General features: G+C 64.8%; 10 protein-coding genes. 8 read left to right on the forward strand and 2 right to left on the reverse strand.

Annotated elements, in window-relative coordinates:
- The first annotated feature begins 59 nt into the window (after positions 1-59).
- Positions 60-692, forward strand: coding sequence for a glycoside hydrolase family 19 protein (locus FJQ54_RS04830; RefSeq protein ID WP_140927288.1), 633 nt, complete (start codon positions 60-62; stop codon positions 690-692).
- A gap of 423 nt (positions 693-1115) precedes the next feature.
- On the opposite strand, the gene cobS is transcribed toward FJQ54_RS04830, so the two are convergent.
- Complete coding sequence (gene cobS / locus FJQ54_RS04835; RefSeq protein ID WP_140927289.1) at positions 1116-2117, reverse strand: cobaltochelatase subunit CobS; 1002 nt, start codon at positions 2115-2117, stop codon at positions 1116-1118.
- A 307-nt stretch (positions 2118-2424) separates the two neighbouring features.
- Here cobS and FJQ54_RS04840 point away from each other — a divergent pair, with 307 nt between their 5' ends.
- The 4 genes from FJQ54_RS04840 (at position 2425) to FJQ54_RS04855 (ending at position 8202) form a co-directional block, all read left to right on the forward strand.
- A complete protein-coding gene (locus FJQ54_RS04840) occupies positions 2425-5850 on the forward strand; it encodes an autotransporter domain-containing protein (RefSeq protein WP_140927290.1) in 3426 nt (1141 codons plus the stop codon).
- Positions 5851-6026: 176 nt separating this feature from the next.
- Positions 6027-6461, forward strand: coding sequence for a hypothetical protein (locus tag FJQ54_RS04845; protein WP_140927291.1), 435 nt, complete (start codon positions 6027-6029; stop codon positions 6459-6461).
- A gap of 1 nt (position 6462) precedes the next feature.
- On the forward strand, positions 6463-6678 hold the full coding sequence (locus tag FJQ54_RS04850) for a helix-turn-helix transcriptional regulator (RefSeq protein ID WP_140927292.1): 216 nt from the start codon (positions 6463-6465) through the stop codon (positions 6676-6678).
- A gap of 327 nt (positions 6679-7005) precedes the next feature.
- Positions 7006-8202, forward strand: coding sequence for a dipeptidase (locus FJQ54_RS04855; RefSeq protein ID WP_140927293.1), 1197 nt, complete (start codon positions 7006-7008; stop codon positions 8200-8202).
- Here the strand turns inward: FJQ54_RS04855 and FJQ54_RS04860 are convergent.
- Positions 8191-8766, reverse strand: a complete 576-nt coding sequence (locus FJQ54_RS04860) for a J domain-containing protein (protein WP_181159980.1) — start codon at positions 8764-8766, stop codon at positions 8191-8193. The two genes, FJQ54_RS04855 and FJQ54_RS04860, sit on opposite strands and share 12 nt — an antisense overlap.
- Before the next feature lie 59 nt (positions 8767-8825).
- On the opposite strand from FJQ54_RS04860, the gene FJQ54_RS04865 reads away from it, so the two are divergent.
- The 3 genes from FJQ54_RS04865 to FJQ54_RS04875 all read left to right on the forward strand — a co-directional run bounded on the left by FJQ54_RS04865 (position 8826) and on the right by FJQ54_RS04875 (position 12315).
- Positions 8826-9095, forward strand: coding sequence for a BolA family protein (locus tag FJQ54_RS04865; protein ID WP_140927295.1), 270 nt, complete (start codon positions 8826-8828; stop codon positions 9093-9095).
- Positions 9096-9140: 45 nt separating this feature from the next.
- Entirely contained in the window at positions 9141-10064 is a 924-nt protein-coding gene (locus tag FJQ54_RS04870) for a LysR family transcriptional regulator (protein ID WP_140927296.1), read from the forward strand.
- A gap of 139 nt (positions 10065-10203) precedes the next feature.
- Positions 10204-12315: an alkyl/aryl-sulfatase gene (locus FJQ54_RS04875; RefSeq protein ID WP_140927297.1), complete on the forward strand. Its 2112-nt coding sequence runs from the start codon at positions 10204-10206 to the stop codon at positions 12313-12315.
- Position 12316: the final 1 nt, after the last annotated feature.

Raw genomic sequence — 12316 nt, forward strand, 5'->3', positions numbered from 1 at the left:
CTGTCCTACACATCCCCTTTTCGGCATGAAAGCCTGCGGGGCCGGTCGAGGGAGCATCTATGACACCAACCGTCGAGCAACTGGTCGCGGCCGGGATCGGCCCCACCGCCGCGCGGCAATTTCAGCCCGTGCTGGCCGCGCCGCTGGCCCGCTTCGGCATCACCACCCCCCGGCGCGTCGCCGCCTTTCTGGCGCAATGCCACGTCGAATCCGCCGGTTTCACCGCGCTGGAGGAAAATCTGATGTATACATCCGCTACCCGGCTGCGCCGCATCTGGCCCAGCCGCTTCGCTGACGAAAACGCCGCCACCCCCTTCGTGCGCAACCCGCGACGGCTGGCGAACCGTGTGTATGCGAACCGCAACGGCAACGGCCCGGAAGCCTCCGGCGATGGCTGGCGCTATCGCGGGCGCGGGCTGAAGCAACTGACCGGACGCGCCAATTATCGCGACGCCGGGGCCGCCACCGGCCGCCCCTACGCCGACAAGCCGGACCTGCTGCAAGACCCGGCCGACGCCGTGCTGACCGCCGCATGGTTTTGGCAAGCCAAAGGCTGCAACGAACTGGCAGACGCATGGGCCATCGACAGCATCACCCGCCGCGTGAACGGCCCCGCAATGCTGGAAGCCGCCCAACGCCGCCGCCGCTCGGGCGAGGCGCTGAAGGCTCTGGGGGGCGTGGAGGCGGCGTAGTTTGCCTCCGGCGGGCAGGGCTTTGCCCTGCACCCAGCAGGGAAATGATTTCCCTGCACCCTCAAAATTGGCGGAGCGGCCCAACTCCAGCGCCGTGTGAGCGATCCGCTTTGATTGCCTGCGGCGCTACGGAGCCCTCTCCCCCTGCGAGGGGGAGAGATGGAGAGGGGGTGTCAACGGTTGGCCTGATCCACTGACATCACAACAAACCCACAACCTCCCAACCCGCTCAGCCTGAGCTTGTCGAAGGCCCCTGAGCAAAACCGCCACCCCCACAAACACACCGTCACCCCGGACTTGATCCGGGGTCCAGCTTCACCCCCAAACGTTGCAGCAGAAAAGCTGGGCCCCGGATCAAGTCCGGGGTGACGTGCGGGAAAGCAAGACTTCAGGCGGGCGGAAGACGTGCACCCCCCACACCCCCTACTTCCGCGCCCGGCTCACCACGCTCTCCGGCAGATCCTCGCCGAACACGCGCTGATAATATTCCGCCACGATGCCGCGCTCGGATTCGTCGCAGCGGTTCAGGAAGCTGGTGCGGAAGGCGAAGCCGACGTTCTTGAAGATGTCGGCGTTCTGCGCCCATGTGATCACCGTGCGCGGGCTCATCACGGTGCTGATGTCCCCGGCGATGAAGCCCTGCCGCGTCATGTCGGCAACCTTCACCATGTTGGCGATCACCTTCGCATCGGTGTGCGGGCTTTTCGCGTGAACGATGCTGGTTTCCGTCTCGTTCGGCAGATAGTTCAGCGTCGTTACGATGGACCAGCGGTCCATCTGGCCCTGATTGATCTGCTGCGTGCCATGATACAGGCCCGATGTGTCGCCAAGGCCCACGGTGTTGGCGGTGGCGAACAGGCGGAACCATTTGTTCGGGCGGATCACCCGATTCTGGTCCAGCAGGGTCAGCTTGCCTTCCACTTCCAGCACCCGCTGGATCACGAACATCACGTCCGGGCGGCCCGCGTCATATTCGTCGAACACCAGCGCGGTGGGGGTTTGCAGCGCCCAGGGCAGCAGGCCTTCGCGGAATTCCGTCACCTGCTTGCCGTCGCGCAGCACGATGGCGTCTTTCCCCACCAGATCGATGCGGCTGATGTGGCTGTCCAGGTTGATGCGGATGCAGGGCCAGTTCAGCCGCGCCGCGACCTGCTCGATATGGGTGGATTTGCCGGTGCCGTGATAGCCCTGCACCATCACCCGCCGGTTATAGGCAAAGCCCGCCAGAATCGCGAGCGTGGTGTCGGGATCGAACACATAGGTCGGGTCCAGATCGGGCACCCGCTCGTCGGCCTTGCTGAAGGCGGGCACCTTCATATCGATGTCCACGCCGAACACCTCGCGGGCGTCCACCTCGATATCAGGCTCGTCCATCAGGGTCGGCGCGTGGCGGTCAGTATCGGAAGCGAGGTTCAGGCTGGTCATGCCGGGCAGCGTTGCCGCCCCCGCGCCCGAATCGCAAGAGCCGATTCAGGCAGGATGCGCCCGACCTCACCTCACCCTTGCAACAGGGTAAACGGCCCGAGGGATGGTTAGCGGGCGAATTGATGTCGGAAAAATACAATCGCTGATGCCCCGGTTGGGATTAAGAGTTACGGGCAGACAACGGTTGCCGTGCATGAAGTCACGGACTCTGCACGGGGCAGTTGCGTAAGTTCTATTTCATTGACGGCAGGGAGTCCGGAGGAGGAATCCGGGCTGTTGTCTGCTGCCGTCCAGCTTGGGGGTTGGCATGAGAAATCTGAAATCTACGACGGCCGCTCTGGCCGTGGCCGCTGCGCTTGCATTTTCCGGCACAGCGTCGGCCAATACTCTATATTTCCAGATGAACCCGAACTACGGTGGTGGCGGTCAGCGCCAGTTGTTCGTTTTTGGCCAGGCCAACGCAACCGGAACCGTCACCAGCCGGGCGGGCTTCAACCAGTCCTTTGATCTGGGGGCGGAAGGATTCGCCGTCATCGACCTGTCGGTTTCGGATGAACTGTCGTCCGGATCGGTGCAGGATCTCGGGTTCGTCGTCACCTCGTCGTCGGCAGTCAGCGGCTATTACCTCAGCCGCATACCCTACACCACCGACATGACCTACCTGATCGATGGCGAGAAGCTCGGTACCAACTATGTGGTCGCCGGCTATCAGAACATCTCGCCGGACCAGATGTCGGTGCAGGCCACGCAGGATGGCACCACCGTTACGTTCACGCCCAAGGGCAGTGATCCGTTCACGGTCATGCTCGATAAGGGCCAGACCTATATGTACACGGCGAGCGCGAACCTCACCGGCAGCAGCATTCTGGCCGACAAGCCGATCTCCGTCTTCTCGGGCAACCAGTGCACCAACGTGCCGACGGGCGTTTATGCCTGCGATCATATCATGGAGCAGATGCCTTCGGTCGATCAGCTGTCGTCCACCTATATGTTGGCGCAGACGCCGCGCACCGGCACGCTGGGCAACGTGATCCGCGTGGTTGCGACGGCGGATAACACGGAAGTCCGCATGAACGGCACGCTGGTCGCCACGCTGACGGCTGCGGGAGATTTTTATGAGGGCCGGGTGGCCGGCGGGGTCGAACTGGTCGCCACCAATCCGGTGCTGGTCGCCCAGTATCTGGTGGGCGAAGGCGAAGCCAATGCCAACACCGATCCGGCAATGGCGATCGTTCCGGGTGCTGACCAGTGGCTGAAAAGCTATGTGTTCGCCACGCCCTCCGGCACGGCGGATTTCCCGACCGACTTCGTCTCGATCGTGATCCAGACCTCGTCGCTTGGAACGCTGACGGTAGATGGCGTCGTGGCCGATGCCAGCCTGTTCAACACGCTGGGCTCCAGTATTTACAGCTATGGCAGCATTGATGTGTCCGGCACCACCGGGCCGTTCACCATCTCTGCCGATACGCCGTTCCAGCTGATGCTGATGGGCGTGGACAGCTACGACAGCTACTTCACCTATGGTGGCGCCGCCTTCGCGCCGGGGGCTTCGCCCGATCCGGAAACCCCGCCCCCGCCGCCCGGCATCGACGTCTATTGGGACGGAGACGGGTCCGGCAGCGCGGACAATGGCAATGTCGATGGCGGCACCGGCGTCCTCACCGCCGCCAGCGTCAACCTCACGCTGGCCAATGGGGCCGTCAACAACATCCTGCCGGAAAGCGCCACGGTGATCTTCGGCGGCGCGCCGGGCACGGTGACGATCGACGATGTCGACGGCGCGCTGTCATTCGCGGGCCTGAAGTTCAACGTCGACGGCTATGTTCTGACTGGCGACAGCTTCGAACTGGCTGGCGAGGGCACGCCGCAGGTCTTCGTCGGCGGAGAGGTGGGCGAAGGCGGCACCACGCCGTTCGTCGCCACCATCGGCAATGTGATTACCGGCACGCAGGGCTTCGCGAAAACGGGGATCGGCACGCTGATCCTGACGGGCGCGAACAGCTATTCCGGCACCACGACGGTTTCCGAAGGCACGCTGATCGGCAATTCAGGCACCTTCGGCACCGGCGGAATGGCGATCAGCGAGGACGGCACCGCGATCTTCGATCAGGCCGTGGCCGGCAGCTTCGGCCAGTCGTTCAGCGGTTCGGGCACGCTCATCAAGACGGGAGCGGGCGCGCTGACCCTTACGGGTGTCAGCAGCTTCAGCGGCGACACGCTGGTGAATCAGGGCCTGTTGCTGGTGGACGGCAGCCTTGGGGCCTCCGACGTGACGGTGGGCGCAGGCGCAGTGCTGGGCGGCACCGGAACGGTCGGCAATACGGTGATCCTGTCCGGCGGCCGGATCGCCCCCGGCGGCAGCATTGGCACGCTGAACGTGGCTGGCAATTTCACCCAGAGCACAGGCTCCTTCTATGATGTGGAGCTGAACTCGCTCGGCCAGTCGGACCTGATCCGCATCAGTGGCACCGCCACCATCGAAGCGGGCACGGTGCTGAACGTCACCAAGCTGGACACGCCGCGCCTCGCGCTCGGCACCCGTTACACGGTGCTGACGGCGGATGGCGGCCGCACCGGCACTTATGGCAGCGTCACCGGCGCGGCCGCGCGGGTTTCGGCCTTCATCGGGCTGGTGCCTTCCTATGATGCCAACAACGTCTATCTGAACGTCGCCCGCAACCGGGCCTTCGCGGCGGCGGGCCTTACGCCCAACCAGATCGCGGCGGCAACCGGGGCGGACGCCGCCGGAAACGGCGCGCTCTACACGGCGATCGCCTATCTGCAGACCGACGCGGAGGCGCAGGCCGCCTTCGACTCGATCTCGGGCGAAATCCATGCCTCCCTGCGCGGTGTCTCGCTGGAAGACAGCCGCTTCGTCCGCGAAGCGATGGTCAACCGCACCGTGGGCGCGCGGGAACCCGGCAAGGGGCTGTGGATCAGCGGCTACGGCAGCTGGGCCTCCATCAGCGGAGACAGCAATACCGCGCATGTGAACCGCGACATCGGCGGCTTCTTCATCGGTGGCGAAATGTCCAACGAAAGCGGCCTGATCGTGGGGGCCGTCACCGGCTATGGCAAGGGCGATATCACGGTGGACGACCGCAGTTCGAAGGCTGACACTTCCGACGCCTATCTGGGTGGCTATGTCGGCTTCAACGCGCTGGGCTTCAACGCCCGGGCGGGGCTGGCCTATCAGTGGCGCGACGTGAAGACCACGCGCCACATCGCCTTCACCGGCTTCAGCGACACGGCGCAGGCAAAATACAATCTGAACACCTTCCAGGCCTTCGCAGACGCCGGTTACAAGCTGGAACTGGGCGGGGCCGGGCTGGAGCCGTTCTTCCAGCTGGCCTATGTCGATGTCTCCGGTGGGAGCTTCTCCGAAACCGGCGGCGCGGCGGCGCTGGATGGCTCGGGCAGCGAGAATTTCTGGCTGACCCAGCTTGGCACCCGCTTCAACTTCGGGCTGGGCACCGGCATCGGCGTCACCGGCTCGATCGGCTGGCGGCATCTGACCGGGGGCGATCGCAACACGCCCGTCACCATGAACTTGGGCGCTGGCCCCTCGTTCAGCATCATGGGCGCACCGCTGGCGAAGGACATGGCGGCCCTGAGCCTGGGTGTGGGCGGCAGCATCGGCAAGAATGTCTCGTTCGACGTGGGCTATAGCGGCGTCGCGGGCAACGGCGCTTCGGACCATGGCGTGCGCGGCTCCGTGATCTTCCGCTTCTAAGGCCTGACGACTTCCAGGCCCACACCCCAAGCGGGGCCAGGGGGCAAGAGCCAGCAGCGCGAGCGCGCTGCTGGCTCTTCGCTGTTGTGCACAGCGCGCGATGTCGAAAATATTTGACATTCACGGATTTCGTGTGCATCTGATGTCGAAGATATTCGACATGAAGGATCACACCCATGCCTCTCCGCGAAGCCTCGTTCCGCGAAAAATCGGCGCTTGCCATGCTGATGCTCTGGCTGCTCGTCACCGCTTTCTACATCGTGGAAATGCAGCCCTGGCGCTGGACGATGCACAGCATCCATGCGCCGATGAAGCCGTTCGTCGTTGCCACCATCGCCATCATCATCGGCTCGATCATTGTGCAGGCCGTGCTCGGCGCCCGTGATCCGAAAGAGGCATCCGCCCCGGCCGACGAGCGGGAGCGACCGATCCTTGACAAGGCCAGTTCATGGTCCGGCACGGTGCTGGCGGTGGGCTGCGTCGCCTCTATCCTGCACTATCTGCAACATGGCAGCGGCGATCTGCTGTTCCACACCATCTTCCTCAGCCTGATCGTCTCGGCCATGTCGGAATTCATCTTTCAGCTTTGGCTGTTCCGGCGCGGGGCATAGGATGACGAAGCGCCCCCCCATCACCAACCGTGTGCGCGACTATCGGGAGCGTCACGGCGGCCTGACGCAGGCGCAGCTTGGCGAAGCGGTGGGGGTGACGCGCCACACCATCATCGCCATCGAGCAGGGGCATTATTCCCCCAGCCTTGAAACCGCCTTCCGTATCGCCCGCCTGTTCGGCGCGGGCGTGGAAGATGTGTTCGGCTGGGAAGGCTAGGGTCAGAACCCATTAAATCCGCCCTTCGTGATGGCCCGGAGAGGCGAAATCGGCGTTGGCGGCGGCCGAAAGCGGGGTGGAACCCCCGGTGAGGACGGCGACGGCGTTGATTTCGCCTCTCCGGGCCAGCGAAGCCGGGGTTTGGAAGCCCGGTGGCGCGCTCAGTTCGCTTGCCAGATAGCTTCAGCTATCTGGTCTGCGCTCCCTCACTCCCACCGGGCTTCCAAACCCCGTCCCGAAGGGCGGATTTAATGGGTTCTGACCCTGGGGCTGGCGGTCCGTCGATCCACCCGCTAACCCTTGCCCCCTTCGTCAAAGGGGAAGCTGATGCGCAAGAGAATCTGGATACCGGCCCTGTTGCTGATCCTGCTGGCGGCGGCGTTCGGATTTGTCCCCGGCTGGCTGGAAGCCCGCACCAACAAGGTGGATGGGCTGCCGCTGATCCCCGTGTCCGCGGAAGCCAAGGCGCTGCACCGCAGCCTCCGGATCGTCGATCTCCATTCCGATACGCTGATGTGGAACCGCAACATCCTGCACCGCGCCAATCGCGGGCACGAGGATCTGCCCCGGCTGCAACAGGGCAATGTCGCGCTGCAGCTGTTCTCCTCCGTCACCAAATCGCCGCGCGGGCAGAATTACGACGGCAACAGCGGCGATACCGACAATATCACCCCGCTGGTGATCGCCCAGTTGCAGCCGCCGCGCACATGGTTTTCCCTGCTGCAACGCTCCTTGTTCCATGCGGAAAAGCTGGACCGCGCTGTCGATGCCTCGGGCGGGGAATTGAAGAAGGTGGAGGACGCCGCCTCTCTGGACGCGCTGCTGGCGGCGCGCGCCGGGGCGGGCACGGATAAGGCGGGCGCAGGCGGCGGCGGCCCGGTGGGGGCGATGCTCACCATCGAGGGGCTGCAAAATCTGCAAGGCGAAGCGGGCAATCTGGACGCGCTTTACGCCGCCGGGTTCCGCATGGCGGGCCTCACCCATTTCTTCGACAATGAACTGGCCGGTTCGATGCACGGCATCTCCAAAGCGGGGCTGACGCCGCTGGGCCGCGAGGTGGTCCGCCGCATGGAAGACAAGGGGATGATCGTCGATGTCGCCCATCTCTCGCACACGGGGCTGGCCGAACTGATCCGCATCGCGCGCCGGCCGCTGGTCTCCAGCCATGGCGGGGTGCAGGCCATCTGCAAGACCAACCGCAACCTGTCTGATGAGGAGATTCGCGGCATCGCCGCGACAGGCGGGATCATCGGCATCGGTTACTGGGATGGGGCGATCTGCGGCACCGATCCGCGCGCGGCCGCCCGTTCGATGAAGCATGTGCGCGATCTCGTCGGCATCCAGCATGTTGCGCTGGGCAGCGATTATGACGGCGCGACCACGGTGCGCTTCGATACCGCGCATCTGGAACAGATCACGCAGGCGTTGATGGACGAAGGCTTCACGCCCGAGGAAATCCGCGCGGTGATGGGGGAAAACGCCCTTCGCGTGCTGCGCGCCGGGATCGAGCCGCTAACGCCCTGAAGCTGTTTTCGCGAAGGACGCGCTGGCGGCGAGGTGGTTATAAGCCTCCGTCAGCGCGTTGAAGCGGGCTTCATGCTCGCGGCTGCCCTTGTTGGCATCCGGGTGATAGCGCCGCGCCAGCTTGCGATAGGTCGCCTTCACCTCGGCCAGAGTCGCGCTGTCCGGCAGCCCCAGCTTCGAAAGCGCCTGCCGGTCCTCGCGGCTCAGCGGGCTTGTCGCGCGCACCTCGGTGGCGGTTTTCCAGCGCAGCACGCCCAGCGCATCGTCCACCCGCATGTCTCCATCGCGGGCATTGTGGGCGAAGGCGCGGGTTTCGCGATCCCAGCTGGGATAGGGCGTCTGCGCGTCCCAGATGGCGTCCTCGCTCATACCGTCGAAATAATTCCACCCGGCGTTGAAGGCGCGCACATGCTCAAGGCAGAAATATTGCCATTCCGGCGGCCCCGAAGGCGCGGCGAAGCTGCTGCCCGGCCGCCGCACCGGCGCGCGATAATCCCCCGCCTCGCCGCAGCCTTCGTGCGCGCAGGCGTGATTTCCCGGAAATGCGCCACCCTTTGCCTTCATGCCGGTTCCCTGAACGCCAAAATTCTCCATATAGGAAGCGGTTCAGTTTGCGGGAGGCCATGATGGGCGCAGTGAAAGACGAAATCGAACGCCGCCTGCGCGAGAATTTCACCCCCACCCATCTGGCGGTGACGGACGACAGCGCCAAACACGCAGGACACGCCGGGCACGACCCGCGCGGCGAAAGCCATTTCACCGTGGAAATCGTCTCCGTGCGCTTTGTTGGCCTCAGCCGGGTGCAGTGCCAGCGCGCCGTCAACCGCGCGCTGGCGGATTTGCTGGAAGAACGTGTGCACGCGCTGGCGCTGAAGGCCTCCGCCCCGGCCTGACCGCCACCTTGGCGACCCTCGCGCGGCTCTGCTAAACCCGCCTGCGTGAGTATCCGTAACCACGGCACGGGCCATGCCCTCGCGTCGCGCGAAATGGCCATTTTGCTGGCTGTCGCCGATGAAGGCAGCGTCCGTCGCGCCGCGCAGTTTCTGGGCCTCACGCCCGCCGCCGTCAGCAAGACGGTGCGCATGGTGGAGGCACGGCTGGACGCGCCGGTGTTCGAACGTAGGGCAGGGGGCATGGCCGCAACCGAGGCCGCCGCCGCCCTGCTGAAATCCGGCCGCAAGGCGTTGACGGAACTCTCCGCGGCAGAGGCCGGGTTCCGCAACCGCTCGGGCCGAATTGCCGGGCAGGTCCGCATCGGGGCCGGGCCTTTTCCGGCAGCATCCGTCGCCCGCATTCTGGTGCCGGAGGCGAAGCGCCGCCTGCCGGACGTCCGCCTGTCGGTGGAGCTGGGAACCGCCGAGGAACTGCTGGCCGGGCTTCAGCGTGGCCGGCTTGATCTCGCCCTCTGCCATCTCGAGGATGTGTCGCTGCCGCCGGGCTTCCACGCGCATGTGATCCAGCGGCTGCATTCGGTGCTGATGGCCCGCCCCGGCCATCCGCTCGCGGGGATTGCGGCGTTGCCGCCCACCCGGCTGGCAGGCTACGGCCTCGCGGGCTTCCAGCCCTACAAGCGCTTCCTGCGCTGGTATCAGTCCGAAGTCGGCGCAGAGGCGGAGAGCGGCTTCGTCGCCCCGGATTTCGATCTTCTTGCCGAAGCCGTCGCCCAGTCCGATCTGCTGCTCGTCGCGTCGCGCGGGATCGCCGTCGGGCTGGCGCGCTCGCACGGGCTGGTTGCGCTGGATATCGGCTGGACGGGCTTCTCGCACGAGGTGAACCTCATTCAGCCGGATTCGCCCGAGGCATCGGCCATCGCCGCCGTCAGCAGCCTGATCGACGAAACGCTGCGGCAATGGGAAGACTGATCCGCGCGTAAACTTTTGGTTTACACTGCGGCAACCGCAACAGGCCTATCCGCTGCGTTCCGCCGTCCTAGTAGCTGGCCGCGCGAAGCAATCCACCCGGCCCGCGACAGACGCGCGCCGCGCGCAAGGGAGAGGGTCCATGAACGGTCACATCACAGTCCGCGTCCGCCGCCTGGCGGGCGTCGGCATTGCCGCGCTGCTGCTGGGAAGCGCCGCGTTTGCCCAGCAGGCCGCGAACCCGCTGCTCGATCCCAACGCCGCCAAGGGCCTGCACTTCCACCCGCTGGGGCAGCCCGCCTCTGCCGCCACCATCGCCGTTCGGGAACAGGAAAAGGCCGCGCTGCCGTTCGCGGATCAGCGCGACTTCGCCGAAGCCAAGCGCGGCTTCCTGAAGGCCCCGCCCTACACCAAGATCATGGCGGATGCGGGCCATATCGCGTGGGACATGGAAAGCTACCAATGGCTGCTGCAGGGCAAGGATTTCCCCAGCATCAACCCGTCGCTGCAGCGGCAGGCGGTGCTGAACATGGGCTTTGGTCTGTATGAAGTGCTGCCGGGCAAAATCTATCAGGTGCGCGGTTTCGATCTGGCCAACATTACCTTCATCAAGGGCGACAAGGGCTGGATCGTGTTCGATCCGCTCACCACGAAAGAACCCGCGCGCGCGGCGCTGAAGTTCATCAACGATACGCTGGGTGCTCGCCCTGTCACGGGCGTCGTCTATTCGCACAGCCATATCGACCATTTCGGCGGCGTGCGCGGCGTGGTGGACGAAGCCGATGTGCGCGCGGGCAAGGTGCCCATCATCGCGCCCGAGAATTTCATGGAAGAGGCCGTTTCGGAAAACGTCTTCGCGGGCAACGCGATGACACGGCGCAGCCGTATCCAATATGCCACTATCCTGCGCCGCAGCCCGTTCGGCCATGTGGACCAGTCCATCGGCAAGAATGTCTCTGCCGGCATGCCGGGGCTGATCGCCCCCACCATCACCGTGGATCAGCCGTTTCAGGAAATCACCGTCGATGGCGTGAAGATGGTGTTCCAGCACACGCCCGACACCGAAGCGCCGGCCGGCATGAACACATGGTTCCCGGATATGAAGGCGTTCTGGGCGGGCGAGAATGTGACGGCCACCATCCACAACATCTACACCCTGCGCGGCGCGCCGGTGCGCAACGCGCTGAACTGGTCGAAAGAGATCAACAGCGCCATCCATCACTTCCCCGATACGCAGGTGCTGTTCGCCTCCCACAGCTGGCCGCGCTGGGGCAATGAACGGATCATGGAAGTGCTGCGCGCCCAGCGCGATCTTTACGGCAACATGCATTCGCAGGCGCTGCACCTCGCCAATCAGGGCGTGACGATCAATCAGGTGCAGAATGTGTATGAAGTGCCCAAAAGCCTGCAGGCGCAATGGGCGGCGCGCAGCTATCATGGCGATGTGCGCAACAATGTGCGCGCCATCATCAACCGCTATCTGGGCTTCTGGGATGGCAATCCTGCGAACCTGAACCCGTTGTCCCCGGCAGATATCGCCCCGCTCTATGTGGAAATGATGGGCGGCGCGGCCCCGATCATGGCCAAAGGGAAGGAATTGAACGCAGCCGGGCGTTACCGCGAATCGGGGGAAATCCTCTCCCGCCTCGTGTTTGCGCAGCCGGATAACCAGCCCGCGCGCAACCTGCTGGCCGATGCGTTCGAACAGCTTGGCTACCAGAGCGAGAGCACGAGCTTCCGCAACTCCTACCTGCAACTGGCGGCCGAACTGCGCAGCGGCATCGCCGAAGGCACGGTGGCCAACGCCGCCAGCCCGGACGTGATCGGCGCCATGAGCACGGGCCAGTGGCTGGATTTCCTCGCCATCAGCATGGACAGCCGCAAGGCAGACGGCATGCGCTGGTCCATCAACCTCGTCACGCCGGACAATGGCGAGACATATCTGGTGGAAATGTCCAACGCCACGCTCACCAATATCGAAGGCTTCACCAACCCGAAGGCCGATCTGACGATCACGCTGAACCGCACGGATCTGAATGCGGTGATGATGGGGGTGAAGGGCTTCGAACAGCTGGAGGCAGAGGGCAAGGCGAAGTTCGAAGGCAATCGCGAACCCTTCAACCAGCTGCGCTCCATCCTCACCCTGTTCAACCCGGATTTCGAGGTGTTCCCGCACACGGCCAATGCCCGCCCCGTTCCCACCGGGCTGAAGCCGTTCCAGATGCCGACAGAGGGGCTGACGGTTTCGGAATAGC

The sequence above is a fragment of the Sandaracinobacter neustonicus genome, assembly GCF_006385875.1.
Taxonomy (GTDB): Bacteria; Pseudomonadota; Alphaproteobacteria; order Sphingomonadales; family Sphingomonadaceae; genus Sandaracinobacteroides; species Sandaracinobacteroides neustonicus.